The sequence below is a fragment of the Pedobacter caeni genome, from assembly GCF_900129215.1.
Taxonomy (GTDB): domain Bacteria; phylum Bacteroidota; class Bacteroidia; order Sphingobacteriales; family Sphingobacteriaceae; genus Pedobacter; species Pedobacter caeni.
Map to the genome: position 1 here is coordinate 530104 of NZ_FQUQ01000002.1, position 18928 is coordinate 549031.

Here is an 18928-nt window from a genome sequence, read left to right on the forward strand (position 1 = left end):
AAATGTTACAGAAAAGACCAATAAAAAAGGGCCGTGTCATTTTTTAATGATACGACCCTTTCTATTTTCAGGAGTAAATGTTACTCGAAATATTCTTTCATTTTCTCAAAGAAACTCTTGTCATTCTTACCTGGCTGAGGTTTGAAATTCGGTGACTCCCTCAACTTTTCCAACATGCTTCTTTCTTCCGAGCTTAACGCTTTAGGGGTCCAGATGTTGATGTGGATAATCTGATCACCACGGTGATAAGAATTGATCTCAGGAAGGCCTTTGCCTTTCAAACGCAACAATTTACCACTTTGGGTACCTGGTTCGATTTTGATTTTTGCTTTGCCATCAATGGTCGGTACTTCTGCGCTATAACCTAAGGCTGCATCGATGATCGATACATGTAAGTCATACACCACATTGTTTCCTTCGCGTTTCAGGGTTTCATGGGCAACTTCTTCAATCAGAATGATCAGGTCTCCCGGGATTCCTCCGTTAGGGGCAGCATTACCTTTTCCACTCATGCTCAGCTGCATGCCATCACTTACACCCGCAGGGATGTTAATGGTAATGGTTTCTTCACCGCGAACGATGCCTTCACCATGACAAGAAGTACATTTAGAGGTAATCTGTGATCCGCTACCGTTACAGGTAGGGCAGGTAGAGGTGGTTTGCATCTGGCCCAATATCGTATTGGTAACCCTGCGTACCGCTCCGCTTCCCCCGCAAGTCTGACAGGTGCTTACCGAATTACGGTCTTTAGCACCTGATCCATCGCAGGTTTTACAGGTGATCTGTTTGTTGACTTTAATTTTCTTTTCTGTACCGTTGGCAATTTCTTCCAGGGTAAGTTTTACTTTAATGCGCAGATTAGTACCTTTTGCTACACGTCTGCCACCACGGGACTGCTGACCGCCGCCGCCAAAGAAGCTATCAAATGGACTGCCGCCGCCGCCGCCAAAGATATCGCCAAACTGGCTGAAAATATCTTCCATGTTCATGCCGCCGCCGCCATATCCGCCGCCGTTACCCGAAGCACCACCAACACCGGCATGACCATAATGGTCGTAACGTTGTTTCTTCTCCGGATTACTTAATACCTCGTAAGCCTCGGCTGCTTCCTTAAACTTATCCTCAGCCGTCTTGTCATCCGGATTTTTATCCGGGTGAAACTTGATGGCCAGTTTGCGATATGCCTTTTTTATCTCTTCGGCGGATGAACTCTTGGATACGCCAAGCACATCATAATAATCTCTTTTGCTCATAAAATATTAACTACCTACTACGACTTTGGCAAAGCGTATTACCTTGTCGTTTAAAGTGTACCCTTTTTCTAATTCGTCTATAACTTTTCCTTTCAACTCCTCATTCGGAGCAGGGATCTTTGTTATCGCTTCATGAAGGTCTGTATCAAAAGGAGTGCTGATGCTTTCCATTTCTTTCAGGCCTTTCTGTCCTAATACGCTTTTTAATTTATGGTGAACCAAAGCAATACCTTCACGGATCGGAGTGATGTCCGTTGCATTGTCCATGGCCTTATTGGCACGGTCAAAATCATCCAGTACCGGAAGCATGGAGATGATCACGTCTTTACCTGCAGTCTGTAAAAGCTCTACGCGTTCTTTTTGAGTACGACGTTTATAATTGTCAAACTCTGCAAACAGGCGCAGGTATTTATCATTTAAAGCAGCAACTTCTTGTTGTAATTTTTCCTCAGCTGAGATTTCTGGTTGAACTTCTTCAGTTGAAGCGGCATCTGCACTTTCTTCGGCTTGCTCGCTGGTTACCTGCTCATCAGCAGTATTTTCCACAATAGGATCTTCGATGTCGTTTTTTTTCTTCTTGCTAAACATGGTATAGTAGAATTTTTGGATCTAAACTCAAAAGGTTTGCCAATAAAAAATATCAGCCATGCTGTCAGCTTTAAGTAGAAAAGACTGACCAGAATGGCTGATTAGGAATATTTTTGTCAGGATTATGTTTACACGATTTGTGCATCCTCATGCACAATACCACCCTCACATTTGATGATTCTGGATGGGAAAGTACGGATGATATGGTAGTCATGGGTCGCCATTAATACCGAGGTACCACTCTGACTGATTTGTTTCAGCAACATTACAATTTCTTCGGAAGTATCCGGATCCAGGTTTCCTGTAGGCTCATCGGCAAGGATAATCTCCGGGTTGTTCAGTAAAGCACGGGCAATAACCACACGCTGCTGCTCTCCGCCGGAAAGCTCATGCGGCATTTTTCTGATTTTAGACCTTAGTCCTACTTTCTCCAGTACATCTTTAATACGCTCCTGAATTAAAGCGGCATCTTTCCATCCGGTAGCTTTCAATACAAACTCCAGGTTTTTCTCTACTGTTCTGTCCGTCAGCAATTGAAAATCCTGAAATACAATACCTAGTTTTCTGCGCAGATAAGGAACATCTTTAATGGCCAGGTTTTTTAGATCAAAGCCCGCAATCTGTCCTTCACCATTTCCTATATGAAGGTCGCCGTAAATGATCTTTAGTAAACTACTTTTACCAGATCCTGTCTGTCCGATAAGAAAAACAAACTCTCCCTTATCTACATTCAGGTTTACATTAGATAAGACCAGGTGTTTTTGCTGGAATACATCTACCTTCTTTAAATTTATAACTGCGTTTTCTGCCATGTTTAAATATCTAATTTAGCAATTTGTCCGAAAGGCAAATCATTCACAAAATTCATAATATAAGGCAGCTTATCGCCTAAACCTAATTTATCCAGGGATTTATCAGGTCTGTCGACCCTGAAATAGGCGAGTAAAGTGAATTTATCATCCCTCAACTGCACATAGTCAGGAATTTTGGCAATGCCTTTTACTTTGATTACATACATTTTGTTCAAAAATAGTATTTCAAACTGAGAAATGAAGGGCTTTCCCGTATTTATCTAATTTGTACACTGTTGGGGATGGGGCTGGAATTTTTCCTTGTTGCTGTTCCTCTCTTACTTATAAAGAAATGAAATAAAGCTGATGATGAAGATCCTGCATGTTGACCTAATTTTTGTGTAACCTGGCTCGTTTCGCTGTCATTATTAGTGGATTTATTGATTTCTCCCTAAATATCTTTAAATAAGTCCAGTATGCAGATTTCTATTGATTTAGGAGTCAAAACTGCGTTTTTTATGGAAAACAACCGTTTGTGTAGCATTGGCGTGATCATTTTTTCAAATGGCATTTTCCATACCTAAGCTGTTATTATTTTAGATTTTTTTTTGCGGTTTTTGATATATATTTTTCTTTTTGATTTACTGAAACTTCGGTCTTTACTGTGCCTATAGAGTTAATAATGGAGCAATGCAAACGTTTGTGTTGTTAAAATTTGTTAAATGACGTTGCTTTAACAATACATTAGATTAATGAAAGGCAGGACATAAGCTGCTGATCAATGGGGGTGTCTGACTATATCGACCAATATAGGACAGACATAAAATAATAAGAGATAATTCAACTACAACCTAAACTTAACCACGACCAAACTATGCAAAAATTTCGACTCAACTAATGCCCTAAACAAGCATTGTAGCTAGGCAAAAGCTACTTACATCCCTTAAAAAAAGATCATTTAATTTTTTAAAACTGAGAACTGTTAAGCTTCGCCCATAGGGAGAGCTTATGGCCGATTTGTCTCATCTGACAGGATTGTTTTTACAGTCCCGGGGATGTTTTGGCCGAAAAATATCGCATTCTCAAACAGAAAAAAACCGCTAACCAACTTAAAATTAAGATTCTATGAAGTGTAATCTGCTTTTTACAAAGGCTTGTATAACGCTGTTCTTGCTACAGGGCGTTCACCTGAGCTCAGAAGGCAAGCCTGGTTTTAAAATAAACAATAAATCCGAAAATAACCTGTCCCCTGAAATTTCAGCCTTACTCGTACCTGTCGTAATACAGGGTACTGTGAAAGATGATAAAGGTATACCTATGCCAGGTGTTACGGTCTCTATAAAGGGTAAAAAATCAGCGGTGAGCAGTACTGACGGGAACGGTGCTTTTAAGGCCACTGTAGATGATAATGATATCCTGGTTTTTAGTATGATCGGATACGTCAGAAAAGAAGTTGCCGTTAAAGGAAAGACCACCCTGAATGTGGTGATGAAAGAAGATCTCAACGATTTGAGTGAGGTTATTGTAACTGGCTATGCTACCTTAAACCGTAAGAAATCAACCTCTTCTGTTTCCAGTCTTACCGGTAAGGACATTGAGAACCTTCCCGCAGCGAGTGTGGATATCCTTTTACAAGGTAAACTACCTGGAGTAAACGTTCAGAATTTTAGTGGTCAGCCTGGGGTGAGGACATCCTTGGTGGTTCGTGGTAATACGAATATCCCAAGATCATCAAATGATTACAACCCTGATATTCTATATAGCAGCCCGCTATATGTGATGGACGGTATTCCTTTGGGAGATGACGAAATCAGGTCATTCGATGCTACAGGAACGAACTTTCTGGCTACGCTTAACCCGAATGATGTAGAGTCAATCGATGTACTGAAAGATGCTTCTGCGGCAGCGCTTTATGGATCCAGAGCTGCAAACGGCGTGATCCTGATCAAAACCAAACGCGGAAAAGTCGGTGCACCAAGAATCAGCTTTAATACTTACCATGGCTATACTCAAAAACCTCAGGAAGTGAGTACACTGATCGGAGCGGCAGAACGCAGACAGAAAATGGACCTGCTTTATAACTATGGAACTTATAACCAATTGCGGGACAGGGTTCCTCAGATGTTAACGGACAGTCTGAATCCGGCTTTCAATAACAATAACAATTATCAGGGCATATTTTACCAGTCGGGCGCCATACATAACTATGATATTTCTGCTTCCGGTGGCTCTGATGTCTTCAATTACCGTTTGAGCGGTGGGCTTTATGATGAGAAAGGAGTGGTGATCAATACCGGTTTCAAACGTTATTCCTTTAACAGTAATGTAGGGATCAATTTTAGTAAAAATCTGGAATTGGTAACCAGCTTAAGGGCTTCTCATGGAAATCGCCTGGTGGGATCTGAAAAGCCTGATCCGAACAATTACAGAAATGTATTCAGAATAAGTCCTATCGATATGCCTTCATCGCTATTAAGCTTTACTGGGGTTGATCGGGATGCGGTATTAAATCCTTATGATTACAGACGAAACGATAACGTAAACAATGATTTAAGTGGAAGTGCAGAGTTGAGGTTTTCCTTTCTTGATGGCTTTCGCTTAAGTACACGTGGTGCAGTGAATTATACCACTTCCAAACTGGACTACTCCTCTCCATCCTTCCTTGAAAAGAACGGACTGGCTTATGCGGAATCTTATGAAACACTGAGACAAAAATATATCATTACCAACAACCTGTTATGGATAAAAACCCTGGACAAAGTTCACAACATCACAGCTAGTTTTGTTCAGGAATTTGAGCAAAGAAGAAATGAGAGAACGAACATCCGGGGAGCAGGAGTTCCTAATGACAACATTAAGGTGGTTAATGGAATTCCAAATGGCAACCTTTTCGGTTTTACAGATTTATCAACTTATGCAAAACTTTCATTTTTAGGCTCACTTCATTATGACTATGATAGCAGATACCTTTTTGATGCCGTTTTCAGAGCTGATGCTTCATCCAGATTTGGAAAAAACAACAAATGGGGACGTTTTCCTTCCCTTGCTGTAGGCTGGTTGGCTTCAAATGAGGAATTTGTCAAAAAATTAACCTGGATTGATGAACTTAAGCTAAGACTAAGCTGGGGACGCACAGGAGATGAGAGTAGCATTGACGACAATTCCCGCTATAATTCCTATACTTCAAATGGAAGTTATACCGGTTCCGGTGCAACCAGTTATGGCGGAGGAACAGTTATCATTCCGGATTACAATGGAATTACCAATGATAACATCACCTGGCAACAGGCAGATGCCTGGAACTTAGGCCTTGATGCAACCTTGTTCAAGAACCGTTTGAGTTTTAGCATTGATGCTTATACCAGAAATACTTCCGGACAGATGCTGAGCATCATGATTCCTCAGTATTCCGGTTATCAGAATACTTTCAGCAATGCTGCCGGGGTAAGAAACTCAGGACTGGAGATCAGTCTGAACGGAACGGCAATTAAGGGGAAAGATTTTTCATGGATGCCATCCCTCAATATGTCCTTTAACAGAAATATGGTGACCTCGTTGCCAAATGGTAACCGTGACTTATATTATGGTTCTTCTGTATACATCGTTGGAAAACCATTAAATATGTATAGAATGTACATTACCGATGGGGTAATTAACAATGAAAGTGATTTACTGGTGAATCCGCTTACCGGTGCAATTGGTGCAACCAAATGGGGCAAGCTGGTATTGGGTTATCCAAAATGGCGTGATACCAATGGTGATTACCAGATTTCAGATGAGCAGGGTAGGGATGACCAAACATTTTACGGAGATCCGAACCCTAAAGTTACTGGTGGTTTTACTAACTTTTTTAAATATAAAGGCTGGGGTTTACAGGTCCTGACCACATTTACCTTCGGACGTACAATTGTCAACAATACCCTGGCAAGCAGGTTGTCTAATGGCTTGTTTTACGGTAATCCAGAAGATTTCGCGAAAGCATCAATTTCAGATATCAGCAAATATAATTACTGGCGTCAACCGGGAGACAATGCAGATTTTCCTGCTTTGAATCCAAATATGGGATTGTATGCCTGGAGAGCCGGACAGACCTTATTTGTAGAGCCAGGGTGGTATATCCGTATCAAAAACATCAACCTTAACTACAGTTTCGATACCAAAAAGATTGGCTGGTTAAGAGGGGCGAAAATTGACAATTTGCGTTTATATGCGACTTGGGATAACGTACACATCTTCCAGAAATTCTCAGGAATCGATGCGGAACAGGTAGATGCCAGAGGATACGATTATGGAGATGGCTATCCGGTTCCTTCAAAATATACATTGGGTTTACAGGTAGGATTTTAAACTGATTTCGAATGAAAATTTTTAATATAAAATATAGCACAATAGCAACAGGATTATTAGTGCTGATCATCAGCCTTAACTTTTCATGCAAAAAGGCATTGGAGAATGATTTGGAAAATGCGACTTATGAAGGCGCCTACTGGAAATCTGAATCTGACATTAACGGAGCTGCCCTTGGGGGCTATGCACTGCTGAGAAGAAGCTTGTTCAATCAAAACGCTTTCTTTTTGTGGGGAGATGCGCCATCCGGACTTTTTGCTTCGGATGCAACAAATGATCAATATCCATATGCCGGTAGGTTTCGGATCCCTTATAAAGAAAATGGAACACAAAACTGGACTAACTGGTACCAGATTGTTGGCCAGACGAACCTGATCCTGGCAAAAGCAGCAGAAATAGACGACAGCAAATTTGCAGCAGGAAGAAAAAACTATTTGTTGGGTGAAGCCTACTTTTTAAGAGCTTTATCTTATTTCTATATGACCAGGGTTTGGGGCGATCTTCCTTTACAGCTTCAGGCCGTGACTACAGCTGATCAGGCCATACTTATTGGCAGAACTAATGAAAAGGAAATCATGAAACAGGTGTTGAGCGATGCCACAAAAGCCTCAGCATTGTTAACCTGGGAAGGATTAAATGAGGGGCAACGCTTCAGGGCCAGTAAGGCTTCAGCCTTAGCGCTATTGGCGCATGCTTATGCCTGGAATGGCGATTATCAGAAAACAGTATTGTATACCGATTCTATTACCAGCAGACCTGACCTGATCAGTCTTCAGCCAAAAGGAAACATCAGAGATGTTTTTGCAAATACAAATGCAAAAGAGAACATTTTTGTGATCACCAATAAGTACAGTAATAACGAATCCAGTGGTTATGATGCGAACATTGCAAATTCTATTGCATTTATTACGATCAGCAGTGACCTGATTAAAGGAATGCCTAATATAAACCCGACTTATTATCTGGTACCTGCAATGTTGTCTTCTATTTACACTAAAGATGATACCCGTTTAACTGAATTTGTGGGTTATCGTAATGCCACTGATGTTAAGCCCAATCTGGTTAAATACAAAGATATCCAGAATGTTGGCTCCGGTGGAACTTTTGATATGCGTGCGGAGAGTAACCTGATTATCTTCAGACTGGCAGATATCATCCTCTTAAAAGCAGAAGCCTTAAACGCGTTGAACAGAGATGGAGAGGCCCGTATTGAACTGAACAAAATCAGACAAAGAGCTGGGGTAGCCGAGCTGAATAATTCAGGCTTGTTCCTTAAACGCGATATCTTCCAGGAACGTGAGAGAGAGTTAATTGGTGAGGGACATACTTATTTTGATATGGTCAGAACAGGTAGAACTTATGGCACCGGTGGTGTTGCCTTTTTCCCTCCATGGATGTCTCTTGACCGCTTTAGAAACAAAGGGTATTTATGGCCGATTGACAATGGAATTGTAAACACAAACAGACTTATCGGGCAGAACCAATGGTGGCAAAACAATTAACTGAGGTGGACAATCAAATATTTAGAAAGATGAAAAAGATAAAAACAACTTACCTGCTGATCGTAGCCTTTACCATGACCTTATTGGTAATGGCCTGTCAGAAAGATGCAATTATAGATGGAGGTTTGAGCAATGAGAAAGTAGACATGACCACCTATGATTTTCTGAAAAGTCACTATACCAAAAGGTTTGATACTACTTTAATGATCATTGATAAGGCCGGGATGAAAGACCTGATCAACAGTCCGGGGACCTTTTTTGTGCCCAATAACTTTACGATTACCAACTACTTAAATGCCAAAAGAGAACAGGCGCGTAAAAAAGACGAAAGATTGAATTATACACTGGATTCTTTGTTTAAGTTTTTTACACCTAAAATGCTCCGTGATTCTATGGGGATTTATTTCTTCCCACAGCGTATTGTAAGAGGCGACCTGAACGCTACAGGTACGGCTTTCCAGACTTCCGTGCCAGGTGAAAAACTTGATGTTTCACTTGAAGTCGTAAACCAGTACACCGTAGATGGCGTAATTACCAACAGACCTGAATACATCTACCTGAACAAAATTCTGGGTGCAAAAGATATCCTTAAGGATGGCGCGAAAGTAGATCCAAGTGGAGATGTTAAACTGAAAGATATTAAAGGCCTGTGTCAGACCACCGGAATCATTACGAATACCGGAGTAGTCCATGTACTGGCAAATAACCATATCTGGTCTTTTAAACAATAAATTTTTACCAGCTAAACGATTAAATGAAGCCATGATGATCGCTTCATAACCGCTAAAAAAATATAATCAAATGAAAAAGTATATCAATATATTCTGGATATTCCTGGTGATAGGAACGGCCAGTATCATTGCCTGTAAAAAAACACCTGTAGGGTATCTGAGTGAGAATTTACGCTATATGGCCGATACTCTTGTCATCTTTCAGGGACAAACCCTGACGACTAACGGAGTCGTGCTCGATAACTCTACACCTCCCCTCAAAGTGAGGTTGTTAAATATCAGGAACAAGGCTACCGGGCAGAGGGAAGAAGCCTTTTTTAAGCAGTTTAAAGTAGCCATCTGGAAATCTGCTTTTAATCCGCTAACGGATACTACGACGGCCATCATCAAAGCTAAACGTGATACGGTACTGAAAACGCCTTTAACAGTTTTGGAAAGCAGTGGTCAGTTTGTAATTACCAATGCAACAGAAAATATTGCTCCCGGTTATTATCTGGTCGATCTGGAAGTAGAGAACGCGAATGGAACCAAAACCTATATGGGAATATGTACGATCAAACTGAATAAGTCCATAGATTACGAATACACCACTGTACCTTATTTTATCGCTGTTAAGGCAGGAACAGAAACAGGAATCAGGTTTACATTTGATGACCAGTGGATCAACTCTGAGACCGGACAAGGAACAACTGTGGATCTGAAAATCAGGCGTGTTGCTGATTTTCCAAATCAGGTTGTCCTGAAAATTCTTGATAAAAACGGAGCTGTTTTTCCAGGAAAAGCGTTGGAAAACAGACCTAACGGAAATGCTTTTTTCAATAACCTGAGGACATTTGCTTACAAAACCACGGTTACTGATACCGCAATATTGTATGATTATTTTGCTTCCACAAGGTTCCCTGATCCTTATTGGGATGACAAAACGAATGGTATCCTGTGTTATTACCGTATGTATGATAAATATATCGCATCAATAGATACTGCAGATACAAAAAGATGGTTCCCGCCAGTACAAACACCTTATGGTACTTATACAAAAGAAGCGGTAAGTGCGAATATTCGTTTCAGTACCAAGATCAATAAACCAGGAAAATACATCTATGAGTTGAAATTGAAAGTCACCAAAAAATAAACACATTCCGGAAGGATATGCTAAAAAAACAGGTTAGTTGAATATGAAATGGCCGGATTTTCCCGTTCCGGAAGCCGGCCTTTCTTTTAACCATCGTTAGAAGAACGGAAATGCTTTTTGAGATGAATTAACAAAATGTAAAACCCTATACTAAACAAAAAAATGAAGATGTCAACTTTTTTTCGATTAAGCAGTGCTTTAGCAATTGTGATGATTGCCAGTAGTTTTACCGCCCCAAAAGAACTAAGTGCAGTTCCCAAGGCAAAAGTTAGTTTCCTGCCACCTGGTGTAGAAACACAGACCATCAGTATTCCGTTCACCAGCCAGACTGCAACGGCTACCCTCAATTATAACATTCCGGGATCTCCGCCTTATAACGTAAAGGTTTCTATTAATGGAACGGGCCTGACGAATATCGCTTTGGATCTGGCAAATCATTCAGGAGGAACAATCATTCTTGATACCTTTAAAAAGCATGTCATAGATGCGGTAAGTGGAGTGGAGTATGACATTGAAGTGAAAGTATCCGGTTATGGAACAAAATGGAGAATAGATTCTTTTACCGTATTTAGTGTACTTGTATAATCCTTTAACGATTTAAACGAAAAAGAGTCTGAGCATTTTATAAAATGCTCAGACTCTTTTTCGTTGCTTTGGTATCCTTTAAGCGTATCAGGAGCTGGTTTTTTATCGTTTTTGGTCTTCAGCTTTATTTAGACAACAAATTTTTCAATTTATTTTGCAGGTTATCCTCATAGATATTTATTGCGACGATCTTCCCCTCGTGATCTACTAAAAAGTTTTGAGGAATTTCCACTACATTAAACCTACTGGTATTGTCACTATTGGCCATATTTTTTAAATCTGATACATTTGTCCAGGTCAATTTATCCTCTTTAATTGCATCTAACCACTTACTTTTATCAGTATCAATAGAAACTCCAATAACATTAAATCCCTTATCTTTAAATTCACTGTAAATTTTTAAAAGATCTGGATTAGTGGCTCTGCATGGGCCGCACCATGATGCCCAAAATTCTATCAATGTGTATTTAGATTGATTGGGCTGGTATATAAATTCCTGTCCGTTGGGCAGATGCCCTACGGGATTTGGCAGTTTTTGTTTTAACCCGGTTACTTTAAAAGCTTCCAATCGTTTATACGATGCTTTGGTATAATCTGATTCAGCAGCCTCTCCACTTAGTTTGTTTAATATATCAGTATATTCCTGATAATGTTCTTGCAGATCCGTGGTTTGGGATATTAAGTAAGGCACGATTACAGAGGACAAATTCTTATAATAATTTTCACGGTATTCTACTAACATTTTTGGCAACAACTCTTTCGCCCATACACTGGTCGCCTGGTTAGTCAGGGCGGTATAATTAACCATATCATCTTTTGCTAAAGCAAGGTCAGCCAAGTGGGATAAACTATCTCTTAATTTTTGGTGAGCAATATTATAGGCCTTGTGTTTGTTGTTGAAAAAATCATATAGCTGACCATTTACAGAAGCCGATTTGACTTTAGCAGAAATATTAGAAAAGGCATTTTTATTCGTAATGTCTTTTAGTAAATCTGTTGGTGATGACTTATTCGTAAGTAATATTTCGTACTCATTTGCCTTATCTGGTTCTATGTATAAATTTATAGTAGTGATGATGGAGCCGTTGATAAATCTTTTCCTGGATCCCCGAGTGAATGTTGTATCGGGATGTGGATTTGGCCAGCTAATATTTATGTGATAAAAACCAGTTTTTAACTGATTGGTTTTTATACTAAACCTGTTATTTTTAATATTTACAACTTGAACCGGATCACCTGAATCATCTTGTTTTGAAAATGAGACTGTTGCGTTGGCAACAGAAGGAAATTGTCCAAAAATAACGACTTCTTTGTGGTGTTGCTGACACGATAAACCCGAAATAGAAATTAAGATTATACAAAGTATTTTTAATGTGCTTATTGGTATCCGTTTGTAGTTCATCTGCTATAATTGTAGTTTCTGTTTGAAGCTATAATATACTCATTTTTAGGATACCTTACTTCCTTGTTATTTCGGTAAATGTGTCTTTGTCCATTGTTATAAAATTCGGGACGATTTTTAAATCCCGTTCAGGAAGCTGATCGTATTGATGTTGTCTGCATAATCCCATAACCTTGGATGCTGACTCTGGCCTGGTGCCAGTACCGCTGTGTTTATGTTCAAATCTGCATTTGAAACGACACATTGGATGTTCTCCACCTCCTGATTTAACCTTTCCTGAACTTCTTCCAGGTTCCGGTAACGCTCATAATAGAGCACTGCCAATGGCGAAGCCATATTTACATCTTCTTTTAGCAGTAAAAATCCATTATCGTAATGCGTAGCTGCATTGACCAGATAGATAGATTTGTTGTAGTCGTAATTGTTATTGTACTTGAAGTGATTTACGATAGGCTGGAAGGACTCCAACGGCTCGTAGAAATATTTGATGTCGTAATCCTCAGGAATGTACAGCTTGGATACATTTCTGCAGCCTAAACCAAAATAGTCAAAGATGTCATGGCCCAGCATGGCGATTTCTTCCCTGCTTTCTTTTCCCGTAAGCACGGCAACACTGTTTCTGTTTTTTCTGATGATATTGGGCACCTTGCTGAAATAAAATTCAAAATACCGGGAGGTATTGTTGCTTCCGGTAGCAATTACTGCATCAAAATCTTTAAGACGTTCCACATAAACAATGCGATCGGCTAATAATGGTTCTATGGAGATCAGTTGTTTCAGTAGGGCAGGAAGGAGCTTGTCGTCTGAGGAAGACAGCTTGATCAAGGCAATATTTCCTGTAGCCAATACCGAAATTACATCATGAAAGCCCACTAAAGGGATATTTCCGGCTAAGATTAATCCTACCTTTTTTGGCGTATCGCTCACCTTAATGTCTTTGAACCAGGTTTCGATATCAGCCTCATCGAGCATCTTATTCAGGGCATTTAATGCCTTTTCCACCTCTTCAACCGTGAACCAGGCATTGCTGTTTGGAGCTGATAAAATTAAATTTTTAAACTCAGGATCGGGATGGGCAATAAATGAACTAAGTTTTTTGAATGCAATAATTAGTTTTTCAGCAGTAAGCATTGGCATATTCCAAATATTTTAAAGTTTATGTGTTATATTTGCATTGCAAAGGTAAACTTAGCATTAGATATAGACGAAGACATGGCTATTAAAATAACAGACGAATGTATTAACTGTGGAGCATGTGAGCCTGAATGCCCCAATAATGCGATTTATGACGCAGGCACGGCCTGGAGATTCTCCGATGGTACCAATTTAAATGGCATTATCGATTTCGGAGGTAAAGAAATTGATTCAGAATCTGCGATGGAAGCAGTATCTGATGAGGTTTATTATATTGTTTCCGATAAATGTACAGAATGTAAAGGCTTTCATGATGAGCCTCAATGCGCAGCGGTATGTCCGGTGGATTGTTGTGTTGATGATGAAGATATCCGCGAAACTGAAGACGAATTATTGGCTAAAAAGGCCTGGTTACATCAGGAAAATTAGTCTTTAAACTGAAGATAAAGAAAAGAGGATGTCCAAAAGATATCCTCTTTTTATTTGATCATTCTTTTTTTGGGATGCGTTTTGAGAAATTATATTTCCTATAAATGTATTGTGTTTGTGTTTATATTTCTATAGGTTTGTTTTGAAACCTATGATGTAAAAACACACCTATGAAAAAGAAACTATTAATTTTAACTGTATTAGCGAGCCTGAGCGTGCTCCTTACCTTTTCTTGTAAAAAACAGAAAGAAGTATGTATGGAATGTACTGCAAACTGCTCAGGTGGCGAGACTAAAACCTCGAAACAATGTAGCACCGGTCTTGGAGATGGAACCAGTGATGTGGAAGCGAAGTTTCGTGCAGCTAATCCAGGATGTGATATCAAATGCACAAAAAAATAAGTGATTAATCTTTGTCCTCGTACTTGTTGGGTACAATAAGTACAGGACATGCTGATTTTCTGGCCACATGCTCTGCCACACTTCCCATCAGAAAATGATATAAGCCGGTGCGGCCATAAGTCCCGATCACAATCAGGTTGGATCCCCATTCATCGGATTGCTGGATGATGCCATGTGCAGCGCTGTCTATCACACTGAGGTAGGTCGTCTGGATGCCCAGGCTATATTTTGATTCTATTTCTTTCAGAAGCATATGGCTGTTCTCCTCGCTATTGTCGTAAGTCTCCAAAAAAACAGGTGCTAGGGTCAGATCCGGATTGATATTGGCTGGAATAGGTTCTATAATGTTGACCAGTGCCACTTCGGCACCAAAAGTCTTTGCGATCTCATAACCTGTTTTGGCCGCCTTTTCAGAACAGGTACTATTGTCGACAGCAATTAAAATCTTTTTTAGGTTCATGATCTTACAAATTATGGTTTATATAAAAATACGAAATATAAATAATAACCTGAATGCTCCTGAATTGTTTGTTAAGTCAGAGATAAAGGAATGATCAATGTTGGCTTTGTTGGGATAAATGCCGATATTTCTGAAGCAATTTATATCCACACTATATCTCATTATATGAAAATGAAATTTCTGCCCATTGCAATTTTTGCCGGGTTACTATTTTTAAAATGCCCTGCTTATGCTCAGGATAAATCTGCAAAACTCAAGGCGCTATTTGATACCTTGTACCTTGACCAGAATTTTAATGGCTGTGTTTTAGTTGCAGAGGAAGGGAAACCTGTTTTTATGAAAGCATATGGTTATGCTGACCAGGAGAAAAAAAGACTGCTGGATACGAAAAGTGTGTTTGAACTGGCCTCCATTTCCAAGCAATTTACCGCAATGGCGATTATGCAGTTAAAAGAAAAAGGTTTGCTCAGTTATGAAGATGCGCTTCAAAAGTTTTTCCCAGGCCTGCCTTATAAAGGGGTAACGATTAGAAATTTGCTGACACATACTTCCGGAATACCTGAATTTTTAGGATTTGGTAGCAAGGACATCGATGTGAACAAAAATAATTTTAATCAGGACATTATTGACCGGTTTCAGTCTAAAATAGCTCCTGCTCAGTTTGCTCCTGGAACCTCAACAGCCTATTCAAATACGAATTATCTGTTGTTGGCTTCTATTGTGGAAAAGGTTTCGGGAATGACTTTTTCCAACTACATGAAAAAAAATGTGTTTTTGCCTGCCGGAATGGACCATACCAAAGTGTATTCCAGACTTTCTACAGCCGAAAAAATTAGCAACTATGCGTCCGATTATGTCTGGGATGCATCAGAAAACAGCTATGTTAAAACGGATGATCAACCCGCACACATGACCAATATCCTGGATGGTGTAAATGGACCATATGGGATTAGTAGCAATGTGGAAGATTTGTTTAAATGGGACCAGGCCTTATACACGACGAAACTGGTCAGTGCGGTAACGCTAAAAGATGCTTTTCTTCCTACAAAATTGATAGGTTCTAAAGGTGTCGCTAGTTTGAGCCCTGAGATGCCGCTCGGGTTTGGCTGGGTGATCAGAACAGATTCTTTAGAAAGTAAGGATATGTTTCATACCGGAGGATTTGGTGGGTATACCAGTTTAATTGTCCGGTACACTCTGGAGAAAAGAACAATTATCTTGTTGTGTAATTATAGCAATATGACAGGGGTCTATGAATTGATGACCGCAGTGACTGCAGTGTTGGATGGCGAACAGCCATCGATTCCTAAAAAAACAGTCCGAATGAAAAGTATCAGGGTTGCTGCTGCTGAACTCAAAGGATTTGAAGGAACTTACTTTTTTGAAAACTATCCTGATTATAATATGCAGGTGAGAGCTGAAGGGAATCACTTATTTGCCAGACTAACAAATCAAGGTGAATTTGCGATCTACCCGGAATCTAATGATACCTTTTTCTATACGGTTGTGGAAGCTAAAATAAAGTTCAGCGAGGATAAAATTAGCAAGCAAAAAAGGCTTACCCTTTTTCAGAATGGGAAAGAAATTCAAATGAGCCAAAAGAAGAAATAACTGATTTTAACGAGCTGGGATGACTAAAAATAGTACTTTAATAGCTGCGCTGATTTTACTTTTGTTCAGTACATCCGGTTGTGGGAATAAAAAGAAAAACAAGCCTGCTGAAGCGCATATAGAAATGGATAAGGTCAGAAGCGAAGAAGTTAAAATTGCCGCAGGACAAGAGTTGAGGTCATGGCTTTCAGCAGGAATATCAGGCGTTCAGTTCCTTCAAACCAGCCAATGGAAGATTGGCGACCGGGTTTTTCTGAATAGCCATAATGACCGTGGATATTTACTGCTGCTGAACCAGGATAAAGATCCTCTGGCAGAGGTCGATTATGTTCAGGTATTGTATGCGGTGAAGGATGCAGGAAAATGGAATATTTATCTGGAATCCTTGCCTAATCTCATCATTCCGAGGAAAAAGGAAAATGGACGATTTGTGGCTAATAATCTTGTTCAGCTGGCTGCTGCGGGGGAGAAAGAAATGGATAAAACCTATAAAAATGGCAACGGAAAGGTCAATGATGAACTGGTAAACAGGGAATTTAATGATGATTTAAGGAAAAACCATGAACGGTTTTTATCAAAGAAAATTAAGAATTAACCGATATATCCATCAACAGAAGAGGGTGTATTAGAAATATGGCCCAAACAGGTATTTAAGTATGTTGTAAACAGGAGAAATGAAAAAATTAATATTGGGAAGTATGGTGTTGCTATCTGGTTTCGGTGCCTGCCAGGAAAAGAGCACTTCTGGTACTGCCCTGAAAAAACAAGATCAGGATCAGAAAATGCTGGATATTTATAAACAGGTAAAAACCTTTAATGATCAGCCCTGGTATGAACTGGAATTTAGTCAGGATGCCTGCGGTTACGAGATTCTGATTAACGATATACCACTACAACGGTATCTGATGTTTGGCAGTGTGAACAAACAGCGCATTCCGGTGAATGATCATATTCTGGCTACCGGAAAACAAAACATAACCATACGCATGTTTCCACCCCAACTTTCTGATGGAAGCTGGTCTGCAAGTCTGGTTGATGCCTCTAAACTAGCCGTTAAAGTGATGTACCGGAAGTTTGACGGACCAATGGAAGACTTTACACCCGTTTTTGAATTTGTGGCCCCAAATAAAGCGGGAACAGCAGGTTACCTGCGTAGCGGACAACAATTCTATGAGTTTAAAGGAAGCTTTGAAGCAATAGTTCCGTACCAGCTGGAAGGTTGGGATAATTCCAAAGACCTGAGTAAGGAAAATCAGGAGGAATTATTGAAAGAAGCGGTATTGGCCTATAACAGGTTCAGAAAGGTGCTCATCAATAAAGAGGTAAACGTTTATGCGGATTTGATGTATGACAAGGAGCTTGATCTGGCCAAAGCGTTTTACTGGACTAAGCCCTCTGATTCGAAAGCACGATGGAGTGAAATGAAAGGAACAGTACTGGAAAAAAGAGAGATCCTGCCTTTAGTAGATTTTAAACTGGTTTTGTACGCCGGAGGAAAGGTGCTGGCCTTACAGCCCGTCAAGGGGATGTACCAGGATTACCTCTCCGCTATTCATGCCAGGACAGCTGATGATGATATTCAGATTTCCTTTCTGCTGCATAAAAAAAGAGGAAGTAATGAGCTGAGTCCAATACGTTAAGCACTAAGGATATAAGGCTTGTTCTTATCTGGAAAAAATCAGGGAACAGTAATTGTATTATTTACACAGTTATGCGTAATTTTATAGCACCACACTAACGTTTTATATGGAACAAGAATACGGAATTTGCCGGGTAGCAGTTGCTCCCCTAAGGACTGAAGCCTCTGATAAGGCAGAAATCAGCTCCCAATTGCTTTTTGGAGATCATGTAGAGGTATTGGAAAAAAAGGAAAAGTGGTGGTGTGTATACAATGCCTATGATGGATATGAAGGCTGGATGGACTTTAGACAGCTCACTGAACTGTCCCTTGAACAGTACGTTAAGAACCACGATTGTGATCATGTGGTTCCTGCAGAACTGGCCAGTATTGTGATTGATGAAGCTGGCAGCAAATACTTCCTGTCGCCGGGCAGCAACCTTCCTTCATTAGACGAAGGTTTTTGTTACCTGGGTTCCCAGAAATTTATGGTCATGTTCACCCCCAAAAAAATCAGCACTTTTTATACTGCTGATGACATTGTGGCCAATGCCTTATTTTTTCAAAATGTACCTTACCTCTGGGGTGGGAGAAATCTATTCGGACTGGATTGTTCGGGATTTGTTCAAATCGTCTTTAAGCTAAACGGGATCCAACTGAAAAGGGACGCCTGGCAGCAGGCAGAACAAGGTGAAGATGTTAATTTCCTGCCAGAAGCAACAGCCGGAGATGTCGCTTTTTTCGATAATGAAGAAGGTAGAATCACTCATGTAGGCATCATGCTGAATGCAAACGAAATTATTCATGCTTCAGGGAAAGTAAGGATAGATCCTATCGATGATCAGGGGATCTACAATGTGGAGCTCGGAAAATATACCCACCGCCTGAGAATCATTAAACGCTTTATTTAATTCCGGCGATTACCGGGATTTCTCTCTGTCCAT

At 40.0% G+C, this 18928-nt stretch carries 18 protein-coding genes; 11 read left to right on the top strand and 7 right to left on the bottom strand.

From position 1 onward, the window contains the following. Nucleotides 1-80: 80 nt before the first annotated feature. The 4 genes from dnaJ to BUC20_RS09695 all read right to left on the bottom strand — a co-directional run bounded on the left by dnaJ (nt 81) and on the right by BUC20_RS09695 (nt 2859). A complete protein-coding gene (gene dnaJ, locus BUC20_RS09680; protein WP_073230401.1) occupies nt 81-1253 on the bottom strand; it encodes a molecular chaperone DnaJ in 1173 nt (390 codons plus the stop codon). A gap of 6 nt (nt 1254-1259) precedes the next feature. After that, on the bottom strand, nt 1260-1841 hold the full coding sequence (locus BUC20_RS09685) for a nucleotide exchange factor GrpE (RefSeq protein WP_073230403.1): 582 nt from the start codon (nt 1839-1841) through the stop codon (nt 1260-1262). A gap of 128 nt (nt 1842-1969) precedes the next feature. Next, complete coding sequence (locus tag BUC20_RS09690; protein WP_073230405.1) at nt 1970-2653, bottom strand: cell division ATP-binding protein FtsE; 684 nt, start codon at nt 2651-2653, stop codon at nt 1970-1972. A 2-nt stretch (nt 2654-2655) separates the two neighbouring features. Beyond that, complete coding sequence (locus BUC20_RS09695) at nt 2656-2859, bottom strand: fructose-6-phosphate aldolase (RefSeq protein WP_069379999.1); 204 nt, start codon at nt 2857-2859, stop codon at nt 2656-2658. An 898-nt stretch (nt 2860-3757) separates the two neighbouring features. Here BUC20_RS09695 and BUC20_RS09700 point away from each other — a divergent pair. The 5 genes from BUC20_RS09700 (at nt 3758) to BUC20_RS09720 (ending at nt 10929) form a co-directional block, all read left to right on the top strand. Next, entirely contained in the window at nt 3758-6979 is a 3222-nt protein-coding gene (locus BUC20_RS09700; RefSeq protein WP_084528725.1) for a SusC/RagA family TonB-linked outer membrane protein, read from the top strand. Between the two features lie 11 nt (nt 6980-6990). Then, complete coding sequence (locus BUC20_RS09705) at nt 6991-8481, top strand: RagB/SusD family nutrient uptake outer membrane protein (RefSeq protein WP_073230409.1); 1491 nt, start codon at nt 6991-6993, stop codon at nt 8479-8481. A gap of 29 nt (nt 8482-8510) precedes the next feature. Then, the gene (locus BUC20_RS09710; protein ID WP_234994492.1) at nt 8511-9212 is read left to right on the top strand and encodes a hypothetical protein; all 702 of its coding nucleotides are present in this window, start codon (nt 8511-8513) and stop codon (nt 9210-9212) included. A gap of 70 nt (nt 9213-9282) precedes the next feature. Further along, on the top strand, nt 9283-10344 hold the full coding sequence (locus BUC20_RS09715; protein ID WP_073230411.1) for a DUF5007 domain-containing protein: 1062 nt from the start codon (nt 9283-9285) through the stop codon (nt 10342-10344). A 168-nt stretch (nt 10345-10512) separates the two neighbouring features. Then, the gene (locus tag BUC20_RS09720) at nt 10513-10929 is read left to right on the top strand and encodes a hypothetical protein (RefSeq protein WP_143166755.1); all 417 of its coding nucleotides are present in this window, start codon (nt 10513-10515) and stop codon (nt 10927-10929) included. 124 nt (nt 10930-11053) lie between these two features. On the opposite strand, the gene BUC20_RS09725 is transcribed toward BUC20_RS09720, so the two are convergent. After that, nucleotides 11054-12331 carry a TlpA family protein disulfide reductase gene (locus tag BUC20_RS09725; RefSeq protein WP_073230414.1) on the bottom strand — a complete coding sequence of 426 codons (1278 nt, stop codon included), beginning with the start codon at nt 12329-12331 and terminating at the stop codon, nt 11054-11056. A gap of 117 nt (nt 12332-12448) precedes the next feature. Further along, nucleotides 12449-13468, bottom strand: a complete 1020-nt coding sequence (locus BUC20_RS09730; RefSeq protein WP_073230416.1) for an acyl-CoA reductase — start codon at nt 13466-13468, stop codon at nt 12449-12451. A gap of 75 nt (nt 13469-13543) precedes the next feature. Here BUC20_RS09730 and BUC20_RS09735 point away from each other — a divergent pair, with 75 nt between their 5' ends. Both BUC20_RS09735 and BUC20_RS09740 read left to right on the top strand, forming a co-directional pair. Further along, a complete protein-coding gene (locus BUC20_RS09735) occupies nt 13544-13894 on the top strand; it encodes a 4Fe-4S dicluster domain-containing protein (RefSeq protein ID WP_073231753.1) in 351 nt (116 codons plus the stop codon). Between the two features lie 170 nt (nt 13895-14064). Then, nucleotides 14065-14295, top strand: a complete 231-nt coding sequence (locus tag BUC20_RS09740) for a hypothetical protein (protein WP_073230418.1) — start codon at nt 14065-14067, stop codon at nt 14293-14295. A 4-nt stretch (nt 14296-14299) separates the two neighbouring features. On the opposite strand, the gene BUC20_RS09745 is transcribed toward BUC20_RS09740, so the two are convergent. Continuing rightward, nucleotides 14300-14755 carry a universal stress protein gene (locus tag BUC20_RS09745; protein ID WP_073230419.1) on the bottom strand — a complete coding sequence of 152 codons (456 nt, stop codon included), beginning with the start codon at nt 14753-14755 and terminating at the stop codon, nt 14300-14302. 165 nt (nt 14756-14920) lie between these two features. Here BUC20_RS09745 and BUC20_RS09750 point away from each other — a divergent pair, with 165 nt between their 5' ends. From BUC20_RS09750 to BUC20_RS09765, 4 genes are all read left to right on the top strand, one after another. Beyond that, nucleotides 14921-16366 (top strand): serine hydrolase, encoded by a 1446-nt coding sequence (locus BUC20_RS09750; protein ID WP_159441084.1) that lies wholly within the window; start codon nt 14921-14923, stop codon nt 16364-16366. A gap of 19 nt (nt 16367-16385) precedes the next feature. After that, a complete protein-coding gene (locus BUC20_RS09755) occupies nt 16386-16961 on the top strand; it encodes a hypothetical protein (RefSeq protein ID WP_073230422.1) in 576 nt (191 codons plus the stop codon). Between the two features lie 79 nt (nt 16962-17040). Then, a complete protein-coding gene (locus tag BUC20_RS09760; protein WP_073230424.1) occupies nt 17041-18006 on the top strand; it encodes a hypothetical protein in 966 nt (321 codons plus the stop codon). Nucleotides 18007-18112: 106 nt separating this feature from the next. Then, nucleotides 18113-18895 carry a C40 family peptidase gene (locus BUC20_RS09765; RefSeq protein ID WP_073230425.1) on the top strand — a complete coding sequence of 261 codons (783 nt, stop codon included), beginning with the start codon at nt 18113-18115 and terminating at the stop codon, nt 18893-18895. The last annotated feature ends 33 nt before the right edge of the window (nt 18896-18928 follow it).

Excerpts from the sequence above, each read along its gene's own strand:
- BUC20_RS09750 (WP_159441084.1), top strand. The coding sequence starts at position 14,921 with ATGAAAATGAAATTTCTGCCCATTGCAATTTTTGCCGGGTTACTATTT.
- BUC20_RS09720 (WP_143166755.1), top strand. The coding sequence starts at position 10,513 with ATGTCAACTTTTTTTCGATTAAGCAGTGCTTTAGCAATTGTGATGATT.
- BUC20_RS09765 (WP_073230425.1), top strand. The coding sequence starts at position 18,113 with ATGGAACAAGAATACGGAATTTGCCGGGTAGCAGTTGCTCCCCTAAGG.
- BUC20_RS09740 (WP_073230418.1), top strand. The coding sequence starts at position 14,065 with ATGAAAAAGAAACTATTAATTTTAACTGTATTAGCGAGCCTGAGCGTG.
- BUC20_RS09730 (WP_073230416.1), bottom strand. The coding sequence starts at position 13,468 with ATGCCAATGCTTACTGCTGAAAAACTAATTATTGCATTCAAAAAACTT.
- BUC20_RS09685 (WP_073230403.1), bottom strand. The coding sequence starts at position 1,841 with ATGTTTAGCAAGAAGAAAAAAAACGACATCGAAGATCCTATTGTGGAA.
- dnaJ (WP_073230401.1), bottom strand. The coding sequence starts at position 1,253 with ATGAGCAAAAGAGATTATTATGATGTGCTTGGCGTATCCAAGAGTTCA.
- BUC20_RS09695 (WP_069379999.1), bottom strand. The coding sequence starts at position 2,859 with ATGTATGTAATCAAAGTAAAAGGCATTGCCAAAATTCCTGACTATGTG.
- BUC20_RS09710 (WP_234994492.1), top strand. The coding sequence starts at position 8,511 with ATGAAAAAGATAAAAACAACTTACCTGCTGATCGTAGCCTTTACCATG.
- BUC20_RS09755 (WP_073230422.1), top strand. The coding sequence starts at position 16,386 with ATGACTAAAAATAGTACTTTAATAGCTGCGCTGATTTTACTTTTGTTC.
- BUC20_RS09760 (WP_073230424.1), top strand. The coding sequence starts at position 17,041 with ATGAAAAAATTAATATTGGGAAGTATGGTGTTGCTATCTGGTTTCGGT.
- BUC20_RS09725 (WP_073230414.1), bottom strand. The coding sequence starts at position 12,331 with ATGAACTACAAACGGATACCAATAAGCACATTAAAAATACTTTGTATA.
- BUC20_RS09715 (WP_073230411.1), top strand. The coding sequence starts at position 9,283 with ATGAAAAAGTATATCAATATATTCTGGATATTCCTGGTGATAGGAACG.
- BUC20_RS09700 (WP_084528725.1), top strand. The coding sequence starts at position 3,758 with ATGAAGTGTAATCTGCTTTTTACAAAGGCTTGTATAACGCTGTTCTTG.
- BUC20_RS09735 (WP_073231753.1), top strand. The coding sequence starts at position 13,544 with ATGGCTATTAAAATAACAGACGAATGTATTAACTGTGGAGCATGTGAG.
- BUC20_RS09745 (WP_073230419.1), bottom strand. The coding sequence starts at position 14,755 with ATGAACCTAAAAAAGATTTTAATTGCTGTCGACAATAGTACCTGTTCT.
- BUC20_RS09690 (WP_073230405.1), bottom strand. The coding sequence starts at position 2,653 with ATGGCAGAAAACGCAGTTATAAATTTAAAGAAGGTAGATGTATTCCAG.
- BUC20_RS09705 (WP_073230409.1), top strand. The coding sequence starts at position 6,991 with ATGAAAATTTTTAATATAAAATATAGCACAATAGCAACAGGATTATTA.